Source organism: Helicobacter cetorum MIT 00-7128 (assembly GCF_000259255.1).
GTDB classification, from domain to species: Bacteria; Campylobacterota; Campylobacteria; order Campylobacterales; family Helicobacteraceae; genus Helicobacter; species Helicobacter cetorum_B.
Genome location: NC_017737.1, coordinates 946,650 through 969,324 on the forward strand (window position 1 = coordinate 946,650; position 22,675 = coordinate 969,324).

General features: G+C 34.6%; 18 protein-coding genes and 3 pseudogenes. 2 read left to right on the plus strand and 19 right to left on the minus strand.

Annotated features, from left to right (window positions below; translation table 11 throughout):
• Positions 1–6 precede the first annotated feature (6 nt).
• From HCW_RS04405 to HCW_RS04425, 6 genes are all read right to left on the minus strand, one after another.
• Positions 7–582: a hypothetical protein gene (locus tag HCW_RS04405; RefSeq protein WP_014661018.1), complete on the minus strand. Its 576-nt coding sequence runs from the start codon at positions 580–582 to the stop codon at positions 7–9.
• On the minus strand, positions 575–739 hold the full coding sequence (locus HCW_RS09590) for a hypothetical protein (RefSeq protein WP_196794371.1): 165 nt from the start codon (positions 737–739) through the stop codon (positions 575–577). Before HCW_RS09590 ends, HCW_RS04405 begins: the two co-directional genes overlap by 8 nt.
• Positions 732–3,308 (minus strand): DNA transfer protein, encoded by a 2,577-nt coding sequence (locus HCW_RS04410; protein ID WP_014661019.1) that lies wholly within the window; start codon positions 3,306–3,308, stop codon positions 732–734. Before HCW_RS04410 ends, HCW_RS09590 begins: the two co-directional genes overlap by 8 nt.
• An 87-nt stretch (positions 3,309–3,395) precedes the next feature.
• Complete coding sequence (locus tag HCW_RS04415) at positions 3,396–3,671, minus strand: hypothetical protein (protein ID WP_014661020.1); 276 nt, start codon at positions 3,669–3,671, stop codon at positions 3,396–3,398.
• A complete protein-coding gene (locus HCW_RS04420; RefSeq protein ID WP_014661021.1) occupies positions 3,672–4,007 on the minus strand; it encodes a TrbC/VirB2 family protein in 336 nt (111 codons plus the stop codon).
• A 25-nt stretch (positions 4,008–4,032) separates the two neighbouring features.
• A complete protein-coding gene (locus HCW_RS04425) occupies positions 4,033–4,746 on the minus strand; it encodes a hypothetical protein (protein WP_014661022.1) in 714 nt (237 codons plus the stop codon).
• 241 nt (positions 4,747–4,987) lie between these two features.
• On the opposite strand from HCW_RS04425, the gene HCW_RS04430 reads away from it, so the two are divergent.
• Complete coding sequence (locus HCW_RS04430) at positions 4,988–5,329, plus strand: hypothetical protein (RefSeq protein WP_014661023.1); 342 nt, start codon at positions 4,988–4,990, stop codon at positions 5,327–5,329.
• Positions 5,330–5,458: 129 nt separating this feature from the next.
• Positions 5,459–6,659, plus strand: a pseudogene (locus HCW_RS04435) (glycosyltransferase family 10 domain-containing protein).
• 780 nt (positions 6,660–7,439) lie between these two features.
• Here HCW_RS04435 and HCW_RS04440 read toward each other — a convergent pair.
• The 13 genes and pseudogenes from HCW_RS04440 to HCW_RS04500 all read right to left on the minus strand — a co-directional run bounded on the left by HCW_RS04440 (position 7,440) and on the right by HCW_RS04500 (position 22,667).
• A pseudogene (locus HCW_RS04440) lies at positions 7,440–7,660 on the minus strand (type II toxin-antitoxin system YafQ family toxin).
• A gap of 42 nt (positions 7,661–7,702) precedes the next feature.
• Positions 7,703–8,050 carry a hypothetical protein gene (locus tag HCW_RS04445; RefSeq protein WP_014661027.1) on the minus strand — a complete coding sequence of 116 codons (348 nt, stop codon included), beginning with the start codon at positions 8,048–8,050 and terminating at the stop codon, positions 7,703–7,705.
• A gap of 400 nt (positions 8,051–8,450) precedes the next feature.
• Entirely contained in the window at positions 8,451–9,905 is a 1,455-nt protein-coding gene (locus HCW_RS04450; RefSeq protein WP_014661028.1) for an outer membrane protein, read from the minus strand.
• A 17-nt stretch (positions 9,906–9,922) separates the two neighbouring features.
• A pseudogene (locus HCW_RS09260) lies at positions 9,923–11,551 on the minus strand (outer membrane protein).
• A 672-nt stretch (positions 11,552–12,223) separates the two neighbouring features.
• A complete protein-coding gene (locus HCW_RS04460; RefSeq protein WP_014661029.1) occupies positions 12,224–12,913 on the minus strand; it encodes a hypothetical protein in 690 nt (229 codons plus the stop codon).
• Positions 12,914–13,022: 109 nt separating this feature from the next.
• Positions 13,023–14,174, minus strand: coding sequence for a sigma-54-dependent transcriptional regulator (locus HCW_RS04465; protein ID WP_014661030.1), 1,152 nt, complete (start codon positions 14,172–14,174; stop codon positions 13,023–13,025).
• Positions 14,171–14,638, minus strand: a complete 468-nt coding sequence (locus HCW_RS04470; RefSeq protein ID WP_014661031.1) for a hypothetical protein — start codon at positions 14,636–14,638, stop codon at positions 14,171–14,173. The genes HCW_RS04465 and HCW_RS04470 overlap by 4 nt, the downstream gene beginning before the upstream one ends.
• A complete protein-coding gene (gene gyrA / locus HCW_RS04475; RefSeq protein ID WP_014661032.1) occupies positions 14,638–17,124 on the minus strand; it encodes a DNA topoisomerase (ATP-hydrolyzing) subunit A in 2,487 nt (828 codons plus the stop codon). Before gyrA ends, HCW_RS04470 begins: the two co-directional genes overlap by 1 nt.
• 19 nt (positions 17,125–17,143) lie before the next feature.
• On the minus strand, positions 17,144–17,536 hold the full coding sequence (locus HCW_RS04480; RefSeq protein ID WP_014661033.1) for a diacylglycerol kinase: 393 nt from the start codon (positions 17,534–17,536) through the stop codon (positions 17,144–17,146).
• Between the two features lie 4 nt (positions 17,537–17,540).
• Positions 17,541–18,539 (minus strand): hypothetical protein, encoded by a 999-nt coding sequence (locus HCW_RS04485; RefSeq protein WP_014661034.1) that lies wholly within the window; start codon positions 18,537–18,539, stop codon positions 17,541–17,543.
• 80 nt (positions 18,540–18,619) lie between these two features.
• Positions 18,620–19,645 (minus strand): lipid A deacylase LpxR family protein, encoded by a 1,026-nt coding sequence (locus HCW_RS04490; protein ID WP_081478680.1) that lies wholly within the window; start codon positions 19,643–19,645, stop codon positions 18,620–18,622.
• Between the two features lie 34 nt (positions 19,646–19,679).
• Positions 19,680–21,860, minus strand: a complete 2,181-nt coding sequence (purL, locus tag HCW_RS04495) for a phosphoribosylformylglycinamidine synthase subunit PurL (protein WP_014661036.1) — start codon at positions 21,858–21,860, stop codon at positions 19,680–19,682.
• Positions 21,861–22,667, minus strand: coding sequence for a 3'-5' exonuclease (locus tag HCW_RS04500; RefSeq protein WP_014661037.1), 807 nt, complete (start codon positions 22,665–22,667; stop codon positions 21,861–21,863).
• Positions 22,668–22,675 lie beyond the last annotated feature (8 nt).

Below are 22,675 nucleotides of genomic sequence, written 5' to 3' on the forward strand. Positions count from 1 at the left end.
TGTCCCTTAAATTACTTCTGTAACAGGCTCTAAAGGTTCTACAAGCATAAACACACACAAGCTATTGTCTTTTAGACTAAACACTATGACATGGTCAAAAAATTTAACTTCTTCATCATGTTCATTGACCTTATTTAAAAGTTTGAAGATTAGCTCCGCTAGACTATCAAGCATTTTTACGCTATTAAACATGTGGCTTTTGTTATGCAAGTTGTTAGTAATATCTTTGATGACTTGATTATTTTCATCTAAAGCCTCGCATTTTAAAGACACAAGGTATAAATCTTGCTTTCTTGTTTGAGTTTCAAAGAAAATATCAATCACTGCTTTTTCAAGGTTTCCAATACCATAGGCATCTCTACAACCATCTGCTCTATCACTATACATACCCCTTAGTGTTTTAGGATAGAAAGCTAAGTATTTATCATCATATAAATCTTGAGAATTGCTTTTGATAAGGTCAATAAATTCTTGAACCTTAGTGGCATTGTCTAGATTAAGGCAATCAAAATCTTTGGTATTAACCCTTAAGGATTTAAGGGGGTTTGTAACCTCTAAGATGACTTGTTCTTTTTCATTCATATTTAACTCCTTTGTTGTGGTTTTTAATAAAAACTCTTATTTCCTTGTCAAAATTACATGCACAAGGGCTTTTAAACATCTCGTATCGTTTGTTGCTCGTGCAACCTGCAAAAGCAAATAGGATAGTCAGCAGTGCCACATAAAAAGGCTTATTCATAAGCTAAAAACCTCTCTTTGTAGTTATTGGGGTATTGTTGTTTTAGTTCTAAAAGTTTTGCTACACTTGGAGCTGAAGAGCTAAGGATTTTTAGGTATTTTCCAAGCTTAGACAAATTCACATCTAAGATATTAGAAGTGCCATCAAGCTTGTTTTTAACTAAGACCTTATAGTTACTAGGGCTAGTTAAGAAGGCTTTTTCACTAGGGGTTAAGTTTATGCCATAGCTTTCTAATTTGTCTAAGTTGCTTGTTGGGAATAAGACAATATGTGCCATATTATCTACCATACTTCTTGCATTAGACATGCCATCAAGTTGGTTAATGTCTTGAAAAGCAAGAGCCAAAACCCCATTAACCTTTCTAGCTTGTGTTAAAGTGAGATTGATTTTATCCATCATCACTTCATTTTCAATATAACTTCTTGCCTCATCAATAAAAATGAAAAAGCCCTTAGCGTGTTTTTTAGCCTCATAAATCATAGTATGGAATAGTATAAGAGCAATGAGTGAGGCATTTTTAGCGTTTTGCACAATGCTATCCATATTGATAGCTGTGAGTTGTTGGCTAAATTTTAAGCTACTTTCTAATTGATTGAATAAGGGATTATCCATAGCCCTATCTAATTGCATAGAAATCGTTTCGTTACTCGTTTTCACAACGCTATCTTTTAAGTCTTTTAATCCAAATTTAGTTCCTGTATCATAGAGATTGTGATATAAATCATTCACGCATTTTTCTATGGCTTTGATATTTTCTATATCACCTTGTTTGTTTTCATCTAAGCCGATTAAATAACTTGCCCAAGAGCTTAAAAAGGTAATATTCTCACTAGATTTTTCTAAGCTAAAAGGATTGAGAGCAAAATTTTCTGAGTCGTTGTATTCAGCGTTTAAAAACTCACTCATTATACGCATGCCATTAAGTCTGTCTAAGGCTAGAATGTTAATGTTGTATTTAAAGCAATTAAGAATTAAAAAGCTCATTAGAGTGGTTTTACCTGCCCCTGTGCCTCCTAAAATCATTGTATGCCCTAAGACCATATCCGTGTCTTTTAACACTTCTTGAGCGTGGAAGTTAAATAAAAAGAGTGATTGAGATTGGGTTTTAAACATTGTTAGAGGCATTCTACCCCAAGAGTTTCTATCTCTTCCATTATGCTCTTTGTCAAACATAAGCATAGTGGCAACATTATCAGAGCTTTGCAATCTCTTTCTAGCGTTTAAATTGTTTCTGTTAGGAAAGAAACTAAAAAAGATAGGTTTTAGATTGATAGTTTCATGGATAGCAATAAGTCCATGATTTTTAAAAGTATTGACAACTTCTAAGCTTTTTTTGTCTAATTCTTGCTTATTGGTAGCCTTTAAAAGCACCATTAAAGACACATACTCTATTAAAACTCTATCCGTTTTTACTAGGTTGTTTAAATTTTCAATAGTAGGCTTAATAATCTCATTAGCCCTTTTTCTTTTTTCTTCAATTTTGCTTGTTGCCTTGTCCTTGTTTAGGGCATCTATGCTAATGATAATGTCAAAATCACTTTTAAAGCTTAAAATAGTGGATAATGGCACAGAAGTGATTTCATCAGTATCATACGCTTTAATAGAAATAAAGCGATTACAAGTCGTATGCCCATTATATTCTTGGATAAAGTAATCTTTATGAAAATGCACATTAGAGGCAATATAACTATCTCTTAGTAAGCCATTATGCACCTTAAAGGGCAGATATACCCCATTGATATACTCGCCATAAAACCTTAAAATTTCAATGCTTGGCATTTGCTTGGGTTTTAGAGGGCTTAAAACTTGCAAAAAGGAATTGACAATAGATTGCAAAAGCGTTTCTTTATTGATAAAGGTTAGCTTTTTGCTAGATTTAATGGTTGCAAATTCGGTTGTATTACTCTCTTTGTTGATTTCTTGTTTTTCATTGGTCTTGCTATCAGCTGAATTATTGGTTGTTTCTTCTTTGACTTCTTCTTTATCTTCAGCTATGGTCTCAGTAGAGCTGTCTTTGATTTCAGAGTTTGTGTTGTTAGTATTTTCATTAGATCTGGTGCTAGTCTTTACTTCTTTAATGCTTTCTTCTTGCTTGTTTTCTTGTTCTTTGATTGAAGTTGTCCATTCTTGCTTTTTTCTTTCTAAAAAGCCTTTTAGATAGGTATCTTTGGTTTCAAAGATTAAATAATAGCTATTGGTATAAACTTCCTCATTGCTTTCCCATAGATTGATAATGGTTTTAGCGTAGTGGTTTTTGATATGTTCGTATTGCTGATTAAAGTGCGCTTTTCTTCGCTTGGCTATGATTTTCATTTCTACATCACTAGAAATGAGATTAAAAGCTACAACCCTTTCATTAAAGAGTTTGGCAATTTGTTCATCATTCAAATCGGCATAGCTAATTCCCTCTAAGGCTATCATACCGACTAGATTTCCCTTTTTAGTAAGGATAAAATCATCATTGTAAAGCCCTAAAATATTGTTTTCTTCTGCCATAGAATAATGCTTGGGTAATGCACCAAAAAACATTGAAGAGGCTTTGTTCTTTAAAAACTCAACAAAATTCATAGGGTTTTTTCCTTTAGAAAGCTAGAGTTTAATAAAGGAGTGGCTAAGATTATTTTTGAAACCATTAAAATGTCTTTGGTAGAAATCTTAAGCATAGTAATCCTCAATATCGCTTTCTAGGGTAAAAATCCCAAAAAGAATGTCTGTTATATCTTCATCAAAGAATTCAGCGATATAAAAACTAATGAACATGGTTACAAATACAATCAAAGCATAAAGGGTTGAATACGCCATAGTTACACAGCCTAACATAGCTGAAAGTATCCAAGACATAAAGTTTAAACCCATAATCTTTTCTTTTTTAGAAAGCTCTCTAATGTTTGTAGAGCGCAATACCACAAATTGATAATCTGCTTTAGCCATTTACACATAAATCCAACTAGCAATTGTGCGAGCATTCAATAAGCCAATCAAACCAGCCAAAATAGACCCCCACATCCAAATAAACTCTTTCCATCTTTCATGGTTTTTAATCAAATAACCAAACATAAACACAATAATAATAGCTACTACTGAGCGTGCTTCACCACTTTGCAAGAATTGAAAAAATCTGTTGGTAAAATTTTGTATGCCTTGAGCGTATAAAGTGTTTAATCCTAATAGTGAAAATAAAAACAATCTTGCTTTTAAACTTAAGCTATTAACTTTATTGTTAATGCCTTTAATTTGATTTTTAAAGTGTTTTAAACTCTCTAACATTATCGTTTCCTTTGTTTTTTGTTAACTAAGCCACACTCAAGTCCTTATGTGGATTAGTTTTTAAGGCGTTGATTAGAGAGACCCTAAAATTCTTGTTGATAATATTTTGGTGGAAGTGGCATTTCAAACTAGGGAGCGCCTTACTCGTTAGATACTCATAAGATACTGGGATACAGACTTGATTATTATTTTTTTGTTTGAGTTTGACATACAGCTCTTTGCTGTTTGACAATTCTTTTTTAGAACTATAATCTTCTAATACCCATTCGCCCTCAAAATCGTTGAGTTTAAATGTGCTTGCTTGTTGTTGTCTGATAAAATGGGTTAATCTAAGCTGGGCTTCTTTATAGAAACGATTAGGCAGGATTTCTTTATTGTATTCATCTACTTTTGGTGGGTATAGTGCTTCTATCTTGGTGTAATCTAACATAGTAATTGACACAAGGTCATGCTTTAAGTAGCTAAATTTAATAAAACCCTGTTCTTGTAAGATGTTAAGCCAATTACGCACGGTTCTTTGAGTTACATCAAATTCGTATGATTTATCCTGCTTGTTAATATAGAAAGTATCGCTATTAAGGCACTTTTGCTTAGTTTTGCCCCTTAATACTTCTACAAACTTATTTCTTAGAGCGGTATAGAAAGTATAAAGCTTAGAATGCTTGTCTTTGGCAAAATAGGCTTGTAAATCTTTGTTTTCTAAGAAAAACTCGGCATTAAAAACTGATATATCCAACATAATCAAGTCTCCACTATTTGAGATAGCCGAAACTTAAAGGTTACTGAAAGGGCAAATTATATGAAAAAAGCTTAAAAAGGAAAAAGATTATTAAAAATTGGGTAAAATGGCTTTTTCTAAGATTTAGGGTTGGCTTAATAAGGTCTTAAGAAAGTTTGAGATACATTTATTCATTCTTGAACCAAGCAGTAAATAAAGGATAAATCATGGGGTTAGGACGCTAATCATTTTAGGGGTTTTTTTGGGTATTGTGCATGCAGAAGAGATTAGAGGGATTAGGTTATTTTATTCAAATCCTTTGGTGTCATCTGTGAGCGATGGGATTATTACTATTCCTATTCATAAGCGTGTGTTTGCCTCGGCGATGAAATCGCTTTTTGGAGAGGGGATTTTTATTAAACCAAGCAAGTTTGAGCTAGATAAAAATCTCCCCGCACCCTTAGAACACCACCATTCTTTTGAAAAAAGGTATGATAAGGTCGTTAATGGGTGCTTAAAATATGTGCATATCAAATTGCCAGAGGGTGCACCGAGCAATTTCAAAGGTGGGGCTTATAGCGCTACTGTAACCTTGGCTTTTTAGTAGCTTAGGTTCTTTTTGAGATTGTTTAAGATGTTTTTATGACTTTTAAGTTGGCTCATTTTCAAATCAGATAATTTTAATGGCTTTTATGTCAAAATGGCTTTTTAATATAGATTTTTAAGGATTATTTTGTTCCAACCATTATTAGATGCATATATAGAAAGTTGTGCGATTGATAAAGTTTCTCATAAACCTTTATTGAATATTGCTGTAGCAAATTGGGCAGATTTTTTTGCGGATTTATTTGATTCTTATAAAAAAGCCAAAGAGGAAGAAGATAAGCATTTTAGGGGGTCTGTGTTATATTTTGTTTTGAGCTGGCATTATAATATCACTAAGGATGCCAATAAGCCTATAGACTTGGTTATTGGCACTCCTAATGGGCATACTAGAAAGATTTTTTCTTACAAAGAAACAAAGCGTTTGTTTTATACTATAGAAAATCAAGCGCCCGATTTTAATCTTTTTGATTATGCTATAGGTTTTGATGAATTAGAATTTAATAATCGTTATTTGCGCTTGCCTCTCTACTTTGATACCTTGCACCGACTTGCAGAGCTTTGTGCTAATGATAGCACTTCGCCTTATAAACTCAAATCTAATAACCCTTACTTTCAAAATAAACCTACAAATCATTTTAAAACAAATCACCCCAATTTATGCTCTGTGGTAAATGAAGAAATTGACCCCTTTAAAAGAGAATTTACGAGTTTTGTGGCAAGCCATAAGGGCTGTTTAGTGCGAGAAAACTTCCATGATGCTTTAAGTTCTGTAGGTGCGATTGCGGGGGGGGGGGGTAAATAATACCTTAGGCTATAGGGTCAAAAACAAGCTAGAATTTTTAAGTCAATACAAATTCAATCTGTGTTTTGAAAATGCTAAAGGCTATGGCTATGTAACAGAAAAAATCATGGACGCTTATTTCAGCCATACTATTCCAATCTATTGGGGGAGTCCTAGTGTAGCTAAAGAATTTAATCCTAAGAGTTTTGTGAATGTGCATGATTTTAAGGATTTTGATGAGGCGATTGACTATGTGAGATATTTACACACACATGAAAATGCGTATTTAGACATGCTGTATGCAAATCCTTTAAACTCTGTTAATGGTAAGCCTTGCTTTTATCAAAACTTAAGTTTAAAAAAAATCGCCCATTTTTTTAAAACAATGATAGAAAGCGATGAAATCTATCATAATAATCCTTTTATTTTACAGCGTGATTTATATGAGCCATTATTATTTGCAGAAACCAAGTCTTATAAAATTTTTCATAAAATTTATGAGAAAGCATTGCCACTAATACGCATTCTTAAATCTCTTAAAAAATAAAAGATTAGCTAAAAGATTATGGCATTTTTTGTTTTTTGCATAGCGTTGATTAAAACGCCTTTTAAGATGTTTTAAAGCGATTTAAAAACTATTTTTAAGACTTAGAAAATCAATCAAAGAAGTTTGAGAGAATAGGCTCTTAAAACTCTTTTTTTTGGATTAACATTTTTAAGGGAGTGCAAGCGTTTTATCTTAGAGAGTCAAAATCCATTGCAAAATGTTTTTAAGCTTTTTTAAAATGGTTCTAAAAATCTAATCATTGGATTTTTTAGCTTATGCTCTTATTTTTACTATAAGCCCATAAAACTTTTGGGGCGGTAATAAAAACTATAAAACGAAGTTAAAAATAGGCTTTTAAACAATGGCTTGTTAAGATTTATGGCAACACAATTCCAAAAATATTAAACAATCAAACTTGGTTAAAAAACAAAGGATTGATAACGCTCGCTTAAAAAATGCTACAAAAAACTTATTTTTAGTTCATGCTCTCACACTTCTTAGCGTGTCCCATTAAAGTAGATAATTGAGAATGATATTTAAAACTTTTTTAAAATTTTGAAATATTGATTTCTTGGCGTATTCTATTAAAATAGATATTTTAGAGTGATAGTTAAACTTTCTAAATTTTGAAACATTGATTTTTAGTATTTATTTTAAGGGATAGTTATTCTTAGATAAGTTTTTTTCTCAATTCTAGTAAACTCTAGTTTCAGCTAAATATTCAAGCGTTAGCTCATCAGTCTTAATTTTTAGGCTTTTTAAGGCTTGTTTTTAAGCTTTTTAAGATAATTCACTATGGCTACCAAGCCTTACTAAAATAAGCTCATCATCTTTCACTAGATAGACAAGTAAAATGTCAGTTTTTATATGACACTCTCTAAAAGGTTTCCATGCCCCTTTTAATTCGTGGTCTTTAAATTGTGGTTTTTTAGTGGTTCTTTCTTTCTTAAAGTAGTAATAACTTCATTCAAAACGCTATCATCAAAACCATTTTTAATCAACTTTTTTAAATCCTTTTTATAAAAGCTGTGGTGCTTAATTTTTTAGTATTCACTTCCTTTTTTTACTTCATCGCTAAATTGGGAGTAATTTTCAATGATTTCTACATTTTTACCCATTAAAATATCTCTCATAGCTTGCTGTGTTTTAAGGTTTGGGTTTTCATGCCCCTTGCAACAATCGGTAGCCTTTTTTTGATTAAGAGTAAGGTTGATTTCTTGTAAAAGTTTGGTGAGTTCATCTAGTTTGTCATTCAAGCTAGGGTCTTTTGTTCTAATTCTATGGAGACCATTTTTTTTAAAATCCATAAGGTTATTTTGTATCTTTTGGAGTTCTTGCTCTGTCTTATCAATCAAATGAGAAAGTCGCTTAGGTAATCTTGTATTTGGCATGGTTAAACCCTTTCTTTATTCTTTAAAGATAAATTTTATACTAAGGTTTTATGATGGCAAAATTTAAATTACTTTATTGGCAGAAAAACCAACAATAGAGATTTAATAGTAAAAATATAAAAGAGCTTGACTTTAGTCAAGCGATAACTTTATAAGCCTTGCGGGTGTTTGGGGGTTGTTAAGGGGGATAAGGACACAATGAAGAGTGTCCTAAGTCCCCCTTAAATAAGCGCTTTTAGCGCTTATAAAATTGATATAGTCTTAACAAGCAAGGCGTAAGCCTTTTAAAAAACAAGTTTTTGCAATCAAAAGAGATTTAACGATACACAGAGTAATTATAGTCTCCCCCAAAGAAAAAAGAATTTTTTTGGGGTTTTTAGAAAGCAATAGCTAGAGTTAATTAGAACGCATACCCATAAACCCAATATACAGAATAAGGGCGATAGTATTTCACTTCTGTGCCACCACTACTATAATAGGTGTTATAGATAGTAGGGATTTGAACCCCAATTTCAATAGAGTGTTGGTTATGCTTTTTCATATCTTTTTTTAAAATACCAAAATTCATACGCATGCCCACATCAAAGAGGAATTGGAATTTGGTCGCAGTAGGCTTATGAACGAGCTGAGAATTTTTAGCTAAACTTGTGATATAGCTATCTCCAGCAAGCTGAATCCCTGTAAAGAATCCTGCATCAATACTCCTAGAACCAAACGAACGAGAGAACACATTATAGAGTGCGTCTGTTCCTACACCATAGGTGAGTAGATTCACTTGATTATAAGTAGGGCCATTACCCACACCTGCTCCATTATAAGAGAAGAATCCATAGTATCTTAGACCAAACGCCTTTTTCTTACCAAAGAATTGTTTGTAACCAATCTTAGTGTAAAATCCGCTCATGGAGTTAGTCTGCTTGCTATTGCCGGCGGCAAATTGCGCTAAATAGGGGTTATTGATAATAGCGTTGTTTAAGCGCTGGAGCTTATCAATCGTATTTTGGACATTAGTGGTGTAAGAGGGGAGTTGCTTGCTAGTAGCCTCAACATTCTTTTTAGCGTTTGATTCTTGAATCTTATTAGGATCAATCTCTGCATCTTTAATGGCATCTAAAGTCTTTTGCGAAGAATCAATGATATTTTGAACAAGCTTAGTAAAATCCTTTTGGGGCAATTCATTGCCCGCATTAGCGGAGTTGAAAAGCTGTAATTGCAAAATATTATTGATAAAGGTGTTATTAACATCTTTAACCTTATCGGTTTGAGACATAACATAAGGTAAATTACCATCCTGACCACTCGTATAGCCATTTTGTGCTTGCCATTGATTGATGAAGTCTACATAAGTTACAAAAGAATTGATGTAGCTCGTCTCTTTGGCTAGAGTAGGGTAGTTGGTCTTATAGGCGTTATGTGACAGAGCCTCTAACGCATCTATGATGGTATTTACTTGTTGGGTATATTGTTGATAAGGTGTGTTATCTGACCATATAACACCCTTAGTTCCAGGTTGATACCTTAAGTAGGCTGCAGGAACGGTTTGGATATAGTTTGCCATCATATTTCCTAGCAAAGCGACAATATTGCCCCCTTCATTATTGCCGGGCAAATTATTGGTTGTTTCCGCATTTAGCTCGCTCGCTAAGTTTATGGCTCTAATCTTGCCAGGATTCTTCACACTCTGCACTACTTGACCTAATTCATAACCAAAGGTCATAAAGCCTCCATCTTCTTCAGCATTTAAGGGGCTTAGAGATAAAGAAAGCACTAAGCTTAAAGGGGCTAAAAATTTGATATTGTTTTTAAAATGTTTCACAGAATTTTCCTTGTTAAACTTTGTTGTTGTTATTTTCATCTTTCTTTTCCCCTTTCTTAGAATGAATACCCATAAGACCAATACACGCTATAAGGACGGAAGTATCTCACTGTAGTTCCAGCAGACTTATAATAGGTGTTATAGATAGTAGGCACTTGAACACCAATTTCAACAGTGTGTTGGCGATGACGCTTAGTCTTTTGACCTAATTTACCAAAGTTCATACGAAAGCCTAAGTCAAAGAGGAATTGAAAATGCGTGCTATTAATATCTTTCTTATTGACATATTGGCTATTTTTCAAAGAAGAGTTAAAGGTCTCTCCTGCTAATTGAATCCCACCAAAAACACCCATATTCACAGACTTGTTTTGATAAGACCTTTCAAAGATGTTATAAAGCACATCAGTGCCTACCCCATAAGTGTATAGACCTACAGAATTAGAAGTCTCTCTAAAGCCAACACTTGCTCCATTATAAGAGAAGAATCCATAGTATCTTAAACCGATATTACGCTTTTTACCAAAGAATTGTTTGTAACCCCATTTGGTATAAAAGCCATTCATAATGTTAGTTTGTCGGCTATTACCAGAGCGAAATTGTGGGAGATAGGGGCTTGCTTTAACTTCGTTATTGAGATTTTGAAGTTTAGTGATAGTGTTTTCAACATTGGCTAAGGCACTTGGTAAATTGGTGGCAACTTGATTATTGCTACTACCACTTCCTTTTAAAGACTCATCATAAGCTTGTTGGAGTAGCCCTTGAGCTTGCTTGGATATATCAATGACTTATTGCACAAGCTTTGTTAATTCGGCGGCGCTTGGGTTAGAGCCAGAAACTAAAGCATCTAAGCTTGCTAGAGCTGTAGCGCTTTCTAAAACGCTACCACTAATTTTAGACATGCCCTTAGTTTGAGTGGTTAGAGATTGTGCTACTTGTGTGGTCATGCCTGTGATTTGTTGGGTAAGGGTTTGTAAGGCTGTTTCTGTCATATTAGCTGTTTCTTTGTTACCACTAGATATGGTAGGGGCGCAAGTACTATCGGGAGTGATGCAATATTTTTTTTCTAATTCTAATGTTTTTGTTGTAATTTGATTGTTGTTTTGATAACTTTGATAATTACCAAGTTGACTGCCATCAAGAACGCCATTAAGATTTTGTAAAAAGAGTGGTAAAGATTGGAAATAAGCGATTTGATTGATAAGCTGGGGGTAGGTGGTAATGCCCGGTTGGGTTACGCTTAGAATCCTGCTCACTAAAGAATTGGGGTTAGAGGCATTAAGCATGTTTTGAACAGAATTGATGAAAGGCACTTTAGCGGGGTCATTGCCTTGTGGATTCATATGTGGATTTAGAGTATTCCAAAAAAATACGGGTAGTTCAACCATTTTTTGAGGGCTAGTATAGTTCCTATAATTTTGCAAAAAAGAATTTAAGTAGGTGCTAAAAGCATTGCCTAAGCTTCCTACTACATTGCCCCCTATATCTTGACCGGCAACATTTAGGGTAACTCCAGAATTGAGCTGTTGCATCAAATAATCTGCCTTGGCTTTGCCCGGGTTTTTGACATCTTGCATCACTTGCCCTAATTCATAACCAACGGTGAAAAAGCCTCCATCATCTTCTGCGTAAGCTAGACTAACACAGCAGATGAAACTTAAAAACAGCGTTTTATTTTTGTGTAGCATAAAATTCCTTTAAAATCGTTAATTTTTAATAACTTCATAAACATTCAACAACACATATGTGTATGTGTATGTGTATGTGTATGTGTATGTGTATGTGTTAAAAGTTTGACCTAATTATAGCAGATTTAAGACAATAGGCATTGCATATCAACTTAATGTGGTAAAATTTGTTCTTTTAGGTAACTTTTTTACACAAGCTTAGATTATCTCTGCAAGATAAGGGCGTGAGTAGGGGTTGGGCATGATGATTTTTCTAAGCCTTTGTAATAGCAGGATTGCATGATAGCTTTAATTAAGGTTTGCTTCTTGAAAATATCATCGCACAAATGAGCTTTGACTAGCTCTCTTAAACTTTTGAAGTTTTTCTTTAAGTCTCTGTGAATTTGTTTGGTTATATTTGATTATTAGTTATATTTGACTATTGGTAATGATTTGGCTATAATACGCCTACATTCAAGGGCTAACGGAAGCCCACTTTTTTCTTATAGATTACTTAGTTTCTCTAAACCTTTATTCCCAATGCTTCTGATTAAGTCATCTAAAAACAAAGCAATTTTGTTTGGCATAATCCCTACAATAACCCCATCAATTTCATTAGTTACATTTGACTATTGGTAATGATTTGGCTATAATACGCCTACATTCAATGGGCTAACCGAAGCCCAATCTTTTCTATATCTGTAGGTTACTTAAATCTTCCAAGTCTTTGTTTCCAATACTCTTAATCAAATCATCTAAAAATAAAGAAATTTTACTAGGCTCTATGCTTATATTCATAGGCATTTTTGTCTTATCATTGTCTTTTAATCCAGTGAAATAAGTCGTAATGCGTGGGCGGTTGTTTGGCTTGATTTTTAATAAATTTTCCCAATGATACGCACGATTTCTAATTGTCCATAGCAAGTTTAGGGCGATATGAACCTTTGAAGCACTAGACAATGGATTTTTCTTATTGTTGATAAGTAGCGCACTTTTATTATTGGAGTAATAGGATTTGAAATTAATATGCTTTAAATCTAATACTATTCCCTCTAATTTATAAAAAAAGATAAGCTTAATTACTGCTCCTAAAGACATTTTAGATAAGATTAGAGAATGCGTGATTTCTTTTTTCTTTTCTTCTAATTCATTGATTAAAGGGATTAAAGAGTTTTCATTAAACACCCACTCATTCCCCTTAATTTGAGTTAGGCAATAATCTAATGCGTTACGCAAATAAATCTCTAAATTAGAGATTTTAGGCGTGATTAGGCTAATGAGTTTTAAATTTTCCTTGTATTGCTCTAGGTTGTCATAAGTCTCTAGCCTGTCTTTGGATAGAATGAGCGTAATATCATTTTTAAAGTTTTGTAAATCGTGCATGGTGTTTCTTAAATGGATTGTTAAACTAACGCAAACAAAAATTGGCTACAAAAAAGATTGTTATGACTCATTATTGTGGAGCAAGGGATTAGAAATGACATGCTGGCTTTTATCTTTCCAAAAACAAATCTTTTTCTTGGATTTCATTTTCTTCGCTTAAAATCGCCGCCCTTTCTACTACGCCTAAAAGCTCTCGCACATTTCCATGCCACGAATATTTTAAAAGGCATTTAATAGCGTTCTTTGAAAAAGATTTTTGCCCTAGATTATAAGCATTACACACTTCTTTAAGCTTAATTTCAGCAATGGGTAAAATCTCTTCTACTCTCTCTCTTAAAGGGGGGATGGCGATAGGCACAATTTGTAAGCGGAAAAACAAATCTTCTCTAAACTCTTTTAAGGCGATTTTTTCTTTCATGTTAGCATTGGTGGCTGAAATGAAACGCACATCAATTTTTATGCTCTTATTATCGCCAAGTCGTGTAACTTCTTTTTCTTGAATGACTCTTAAAAGCTTGCTTTGTAATTGAATAGGCATTTCAGCGATTTCATCTAAGAATAGCGTGCCTTTATTGGCACTCTCAAAAAGCCCCATTTTAGGGGTGGTAGCGTCAGTGAAAGCCCCTTTTTGATACCCAAAAAGCTCGCTTTCTAATAAATGCTCTGGAATTGCAGACATATTAATTGCCATAAAGGGTTCTTTAGAGCGGCTAGAATTTTGATGGATAAAATGAGCAAAGACTTCCTTGCCTACGCCACTTTCGCCTAATAACATGACATTAGCATCAGTGCTTGCGACCTTTAAAGCTTGGCGTTTGACTTCTTCTAGGGCAGGGGAAGTGGCTAAAAAGCTGTGTTTTTGAGCGGGAGTCTTTTTTAGGGGTTTCTCTAGGGGGTGCTTTTTTTGAAATTCTAAAACCTTTTTGGTGCGGTATATGGATTCTAAAAGCAATTCGGGTTTGAAGGGTTTTTGGAAAAAGTCTTTCACGCCTAAGCGGATAGAATCAATGGCTTTATTTAAGGTTGCATTGCCGGTGATGACAATGGATTCATACTTGCCCTCTAAAAGGCGTAAAAATTCTAAGCCATCCATATGGGGCATGTTAATATCGGTGATGATTAAATCAAAGCTTTCATCTAATTTGGCTAGGGCGTCTTTGGGGTTTTTGAAACTCACAATTTCTAAGTCATCTTGGAGTTCAAAAAAAAGCTCTAGGCTTTTACGCATGTTGATATCATCTTCTACAATGGCGATTTTCATTCTTCTTCCTTTCTAAAAATATCTAAAGACAGCACATTTCCCGCTAGGCTCGCTCTAACGCTTAGGGCTTTGAGATTGAGTATGCTTGTGGTGGTGGTGCCATTTTTATAGCTATTGTCATAATGCGTGATAGCGACTTGGCTTTTTAAAAGACAATCTATGATTTGCTCTTTTTCTTTTTTTAGGGCTCTTTCTAAGAGTGAATTTTCTAATCGGGCTTGAAGGTGGGGGTCTTTGGAATTAATTGTAGGTAAATTATGAGCTATGATTAAGCAATGATAGTCTAAGACATAGGGGGCTGTTTTAATACGGCTTGCTATGGGTTTAGAAATAGAATATTCTTCGCCCACAGCCACAGAATCTATAATCTTTAAACGATACGAGATTAAAAATTCTTGGTTTTCTAGGGGGCTAAGAGCTTTTAAAAAAGCCCCTAGCAAATAAAAGAGTAAAAAGAAACGCATTAGTCAAACAAGCTTTGAGAATCTGAAGTTTCAGTAATCTCATTATCTTCTTCTTTAGGGCAAGAATTGACATACACGACCTTATCAGCGGTGTCTATGAGTTTCACCCCACTAGCATTTCTTCCGGTCTCTCTAATATCTTTGATAGAAACCCTAATCATTTTCGCGCTTGCAGTGAGTATCATTAAATCTAGGTTCTCATCATCTACGCTAATAATACCCACTAAATTGCCGCTCTTTTTAGTGAGTTTCATACCAATCACACCCTTACCCCCACGAGATTGCTCTCTATAAGACTCCGCTAAGGTTTGCTTACCTAGTCCGTTTTCACTCACGCTTAAAAGCTTGTTATTATCATCACAAACAACAACTGCACCCACAACAAAATCATTTTCAGCAAGTCTTATGCCCCTAACCCCACGACTCACTCGCCCGATTTCTCTCACATCTTCTAAAGGGAATTTAATAAAAGTGCCAGAATGTGAAGCGATAAGTAAATGCTTGGAGTTTTTATCCACAATTTTTGCGGTTACTAACTCATCATCTTCATCTAAATTAATCGCTTTGATACCACTATAACTTCTATTACTACCAAACTCGCTTAAATTCGTGCGTTTTACGACACCATTTTTAGTGAAAAAGGCTAAAGAGCGTTCATCGCTAAAATCTTTGGTGCTTAAAGTTGCCATAATCTTTTCATCTGGAGCTAATGAGATTAAATTAACTATGGCTTTACCCATAGCGGTTCTGCTAGCTTCTGGGATTTTATAGACTTTCAAATGATACAACTGACCTTTATTAGTGATAAAGAGCAAGATATCATGCGTGTTAGCCACAAAAAAGCTCTCAATAAAATCATCTTCATAAGTGCTACCAGATAGCTTGCCCTTACCGCCACGATTTTGTCTCTCATAGACTTTTAAATCCACTCTTTTAACATAGCCTTTATGGCTCATACTCACCACCATAGGCTCATTAGCGATTAAATCTTCTATATCAATATTTTCATAGGATTCTTGAATTTCGGTGCGTCTTTTAGAAGAAAACTGCTCTTTGACTTCTAAAAGCTCTGTTTTTACGACTTCATTTAGGCGGGCTTCACTCTTTAAAATGCCGTTTAAATCTTCAATCAGCTCTAGTAAATTCTGATATTCTTCTTTGATTTTATCTCTCTCAAGTCCGGTTAAGCGTTGCAAACGCATTTCCAATATGGCTTTGCTTTGAATTTCGCTCAAACTAAAACGCTCCATTAAAGCGTTTTTAGCCACTTCGGGGCTAACACTAGTTTTAATGAGTTGCACGATTTCATCAATATTGTCTAGGGCAATCAAATAACCTTCTAAAATATGAGCTCGTGCTTTGGCCTTTTCTAATTCAAATATGGTGCGTCTGATAACTATGGTTTTTCTATGGCTTAAGAAAAGGTGTAAGAGTTCTAAAAGTGTGAAAATCTTAGGCTCTTTATTGTAAATAGCGAGTAGGATAATGCTAAAAGTGGTCTCCATTGTGGTGAGTTTGTAGAGATGGTTTAAGACAATTTCACTCATCGCATCTCTTTTTAACTCAATCACCACTCTAATGCCTTCTCTATCAGATTCATCACGCACTTCAGAAATGCCTTCAATTTGTTTGTCTCGCACTAAATCGCTGATTTGTTCTACTAATTTAGCTTTATTGGTTTGATAGGGCATTTCATCTAAAACAATGATGTCTTTATTTTTAGTCTTTTCCACATGCACTTTGGCTCTAACTTTCACACGCCCACGCCCTGTTTTATAGGCTTCAATAATACCCGCCTTGCCATAGATGATTCCGCCGGTAGGAAAGTCTGGCCCTTCAACAAATTCTAAAATTTCATTCAATTCAGCGTTAGGGTTTTCTAACACATGCACTAAAGCGTCTATGATTTCATCAATTCTATGCGGTGGTATAGAAGTAGCCATACCTACTGCAATACCATTAGCCCCATTGACTAAGAGATTAGGCAGACGGCTTGGTAAAATATCAGGCTCTTTTAAGGTATCATCATAGTTAGGCACAAAATCTATGGTGTCTTTGTCAATATCTCTTAAAATTTCTTCACTCGCTTTGGTCATGCGAGCCTCGGTATAACGCATAGCAGCGGCATTATCGCCATCAATAGAGCCAAAGTTTCCTTGCCCATCGACTAATTCTAAACGCATAGAAAAATCTTGTGCCATTCTAACTAGGGCATCATAAACAGCAATATCGCCATGGGGGTGGTATTTACCGATAACATCACCCACAATCCTAGCACTCTTTTTGTAAGCGACTTTAGAAGTGAGACCTAGCTCGTTCATCGCATATAAAATACGCCTATGAACAGGCTTTAAGCCATCTCTAGCATCAGGTAAGGCACGCCCAATGATAACACTCATAGAATAAGCTAAATAACTCTCTTCAATAGAAGAATCAATTCCTACTTCTATAATATTTTTGTCTTTCTCAATCAAGCTATCTTGCATGTTTCTCCCTAAAATTTAATTACTTTGATAGAGCGCAAAAAAGATAACGCCCCCAAATAAAAGCCCAAAAAATTAGCCCTATGAGCTGAGCTGAACTAGCAATATCCTTAGCCTTTTTAGCTAGGGGGTGAAATTCTGTGCCGGTATAATCTACAGCCTTTTCAATGGAACTATTTAATAATTCAATAACCACGGATAAAAAGCAAGGCAAAATCAATAGCCCCCATTCTAAAAAATCCTTGGTAATATAGCTTGCTAGAATAATACAAATTAGAGCTAGAATCAATACTTGTCTAAAAGCACTCTCTTCTACCCATGCACACTTAAGCCCATCTTTAGAGTAAAAAAAGGCTTTAATAATGCGTTTAATCCCTTTTGCTTTAGGGGGTTTTATAGGGGGGGTTGTATTCATCAAATTACTTCACACTGAATTGATAGGATTTAAAAAGATTTTGACTAAGACTTTCTAACATGGCGTTAAAACTAAGCTTAGTGGTGTCTTTAACTTGAGCATCAAGGATAATCTCAGAGCGTTCATTTTTAGCCATAGATACAAGCGCTTTTAAGAAGTCTTGATAAAAAACATTGTCTTTAGCATTAAAAAGGGTTATAAAATGCTTTTCCAAAAAGAGTAAGGCGCTATCATAGGGGATATTAGGCGTTTGAATAGGGCGCAAGCTAAAATAAGGCGAAAAAGATGACAAGCTTTCTTTATTTTGGTTATAAAAAGGCTCTAAAATACTTTTGAGATGTTTAGATTCTAAAGAAAGCCCCAAATGATAGAGCGAAAAGCGTAAATTTTCTTCTAAATTGCCTAATGCCTCGCTATCTTTAGAGGAAAGCGTTTCTAGGACATTTCTAAGGGATAGGTCATTTTGCGTAGTAACTTTAGTGTCTTGAGAAAAGCTATAAGCAAGGACTTTTTCTTTGTTGGTTAAATGGCATTTTAAATGGCTATCTAGGGTTTTAGCATCTAGGGCGCTAAATTGTAAGGAGCAATTTAAAAATTCAGGCTTGATTTGACCTAAGAGGGTGTTTAAATTTTTCAAAGGAATATGGGCTAAATCTTGTGCTATCAAGCGCTCTAAAATAGGGGATTTTGCTTGAGATTTGATAGAAAGGGTTAGAGTGCTTTTATCCATAGATTCTAGCCCCAAAACTAAGTTCTTAAAATTAAGCAATTCTAAAGATTTTGAATCTAAAAGGCTAAGGTCTTTAGAAGTGCATGAGATTTTAAAAAGTCCTTGACAAGCAAAGGGGGTAAAGCGCACGCTTGCTTGGTTTTCTAAGGCATTATTAATGTGAGTGTTTAAGAACTTTTTAACGGAAATACTTGTAAAAACAATAAAACCACCTAAAAGCACGCAAACTAAAGCGCCAATGATTAGAATCCAACGCATAAACTTTTTAGTCAAAAATCCCCTTTTTAAAAACAAAAAATCGCTCTAATTGTAGCACAAAATTATTTAAAATTAGTAACGCTATTTTTGAGAGCTTAAAAAGCAAAATTAAGCTCTAAAGTGCCAATTTGGTGGTGTTTGGGCTGGGATTGGAAAGTTTTGCTAATATCTGTAATTGTGAAAGCTACTCTAAAGCCTCGCCACATCATAGCCGCTCCTACTTCGCTACTATAAACAAAGTATTCTAAATTAGCAATGCCCCTAGTCTCTGGGCTATTGCCTTGAATGAAGACATTAAAAGGTTGGAAGCGTCCAAAAGCTCCTACAAAAAAATAGAGCGAAAACCTATCGCTATAAGGCATTCCACCATCAAAGGCGGTATTAACCTTATTCACACCATAATCTGCATCTAGGTTGTATCCAAATCTAAAAAGAGAGCCTAATTGGAAATAATCTCTTGCATTGCCTAATTCTACATTAAGCCCGGGCATTAGCTCCATAGAGAAAAGGCGTGAGGTATAAAGAGGGACTTTTTTAAGCAATTGGTAGTGGAATTCAAAAATAAATTCTTGCTTAATTTGTGTATCCCAGCCAAGAAATTGGGGGTCTTGTCCCCATTTGTGGATAAGCTCTTGAGTGCGCTGTGCTAATGAGCCTCTGCCGGTTGTGCCTAAAGAGAGTGTGAATAATTCCATAAAAGTTTTATGGCGGTTATAAACATTGAGATTCACTCTTAAATAGCCCCCATAAGGGTGGTTATGGTGTAAGTCTTGTAGTTTTCTATTATTGAGTGAGGGGGTATACATATCTTGGGCTAGAGAAAGACCAAAGCGAGTAACTCTAGGGCTTTTATTGAAAAATCCAAGATATGAAGTCCATTTCATGTATTTATTTTTAGAAAAATCAAATTCTTTGGTAGAAAAGCCTATTTGAGTGCCAGCGGTATAGTATTCATCAATATAGGGGTTAATATAGCCATCATTTTCAGTTAATAAATTAATGGAGTAGCGCTTAGAGGGCGTTAGGGTGTTGGTATTATCAATATCTTTAAGAGTATTGTTAGGGTGTTTAGCCCAAGCTATCGTGCTAATAACTAAGAAAAAAATAATTTTAAATCGCAAAAAAATCCTTTTAATTAAAATGATGATTAAGGCGCTAAAACCCACTATTATAAAGCGCTTTAGCAAGTTTGAAAGAAAGAGAGACTTTGTTATTTGGTGTTTGAAACATAAGCCCTTGTTCTTTGGAAACTACTTGCCCTAAAAACAGCGTTTCAATCGCATAATTTTTAGCTAAAGCAAGAAATTCTGCTTGTTTTTCTTTAGAAACTTCTAAAATCACAGCGCTTGTATTTTCGCTAAAAAGTTGGGCATTATCTTTAACTTCAATTTTAACGCCTTTATTACCTAAAAATGCCATTTTGCTTAAGCCTATACTTAAGCCCCCCTTGCCTAAATTTTTAGAAGATACAACTAATTGCTTAATAATAGCATTTTCTAAAAATTCCCATAAAGTTTTTTCAAGCTCTAAATTGATTTTTAAAACTTCCCCCTCTAAAGAATTGCCAAAAATCTTTTGAGTGAGACTGCCTACAAAATTTATAGTGCTATCGCCCACTAAAAAAAGAGCGTTATTTTCTTGTTTTAAAGCAGAACTTATAGGATAGTCATGCTTAATTAAGCCTACAGCTACAATGCTTGGTGTAGGATAGATATTGTGGTTTAAAGTTTGGTTATAAAAAGAGACATTGCCACTTACTATAGGGGTTTTTAAGATTTCACAAGCCTCTTTAAGCCCCTCAATACTTTCTTTAAATTGCCACATCACTTCTAAATCATTAGGGTTGCCAAAATTCAAGCAATCGCTAATGCCTAATATTCTAGCCCCTCTTAAAACACCATCTCGAGCTACTTTAGCTAGAGTGAGCTTAGCGCCTTCTTTTGGGTCTAAATAACATAAATCTTCTAAGCACCCTATGCTTATACTTAGTTTTACGCCATTTTCTTCTACTTGAATAATGCTTGCATCACAATTTCCATTGCCTAAAATAGTATTTAATAAGATGGTGTCATCATATTGCTCATAAATCGCTCTTTTATCCACCACTTCTATAGCGCTTAATAAGGTCTCATAGATTTTTTGCAAAGAAATATTAGGAAGTGTAAAACTAGGCTTATTTTTAAGCTCTTGGTAATAGGGGGGTTCTTTAAAAGGGCGTTTTAAAGGTGGTATGTTTAAGCATTGGGTGGGCATGTTAGCAAGCAATTGATTATGATAAAAAAGCTTAATGTTAGGCTCTTTTATAACATGTCCTATAACACAAGCCTCTAAATCCCATTTTTTAAAAATCTCTAAAATTTCTTTGATTTTATCTTTTGAGACACAAAGGAGCATGCGTTCTTGAGATTCGCTTAACATAATTTCTAGGGGGGTTAATTTTTTTGTAGTTGGCACATTATCAAGGTGTAGTTCTATGCCACTTTTTCCTTTTAGTGCCATTTCAAATGAGGCATTAGCAAGCCCTGCAGCACCCATATCTTGAATGCCTATAATGAGATTTTTATCAAAAGATTCTAAGCATGCCTCTAAAAGTAATTTTTCGCTAAAAGGGTCGCCAATTTGAATGCTTAAATGGGCATTTTTAGAATCTTCATCAAAGCGATTACTACTCATAAGCGCCCCTAAAATGCCATCAGTTCCAGTCTTGCTCCCTACATAAATAATGGCATTGCCCTCGCCTATAGCTTGGCTATAAAAAATCTTTTCTTTTTTGACAATGCCTAAACAAAACGCATTCACTAAAATATTATTTTCATAGCAAGCATTAAAATTCGTTTCGCCATTTAAAGTAGGCACACCCATGCAATTGCTATAAGAACTAATTCCTTGTGCTACGCCCTCAATTAAATGGCGCTGATAAGCACTTATTTTGGGGCGTGCTTTTCCAAAGCGTAAGAAATTGAGATTAGCAACTAATCTAGCCCCCATAGCAAAAATATCACGCATAATTCCCCCAATTGCTGTTGCAGAGCCAGCTACTGGCTCAATAAAGCTTGGGTGGTTATGCGATTCAATCTTAAAGACTGCTCCATAGCCTTTGGTAATATCTACAATGCCTGCATTTTCGCCCGGCCCTTGAATGACTTCTTTAGTGGGCGAAAAAAGAGTTTCTAAAAAAATTTTGCTAGATTTATAACTGCAATGCTCACTTAAAAGCGCTCCTAAAATTTCAAGTTCTAAAAAATTTGGCACACGCTTTAAGGATTTTTGGATATGGTTATATTCTTCATAACTTAGTTGGTATTGTGTGAGAAGTTTTTCTAAATCATTGTGCATTCAAACTAGCTCTGTAGATATTTCTTTTTCTAAGGCATTTATAAACACACTAGAATAAGACATATTTTTAGGAAGTTTTTCTAAAAAATCTTGCAACATTTCTATATATTGCTCTTTTGAAAGAGCGCCTTTTAGCACTTCGTATTTTAAAAAAAGCCAATAGGTATTTAAGACATCACTTTGACAATAACTATCAATGGTGCTCTTTTTTTCAACTTCATTTAAAGTGGTGTTATAATAGATTGCATGCACTAAATCCCCACTCATATCAAACTTACCCGGAATGTTTGTCATAGCACAAATGCCATTTAAGTTTAAGCCCCTAACTGAGCCATAATGACTCAAGCTATCCATTAAGTCCAAATGGAACTGCTCGCTATAGCGTGAGCGATAATTCTCCCATTTATTTTCTTGATTATAAAACGCATCTAAAGTTAGATTATATTTAAGGGCTTTTAAAGTGAGTAGGGGTATATCAAAGCCTCTTCCATTAAAGCTTACAAGGCGTGGTTTTTTAGAGTTGAAATAATGAAAAAAGTCTTCTAAAAGCTCTTTTTCGCTTACAAAATTTTCTTTATCCTTGCCAAAATTCCCTACTTTGATAAACTTCCCATAATCATCGCCTATAACGGCTGAAATAGAGATAACCTCATGTAAATAAAGGGGCAAAAACTCGCTCCCACTTTTTTCTTTTTGCTTTTCAAAACTCAATTCACAAATCTTTAAAGCGTTTTCTTCTTCTATAGAAAAAGCTTGTTTGCATAAGTCAATATTAGGGATAGTTTCTATATCAAATACGCACAACATGACACATT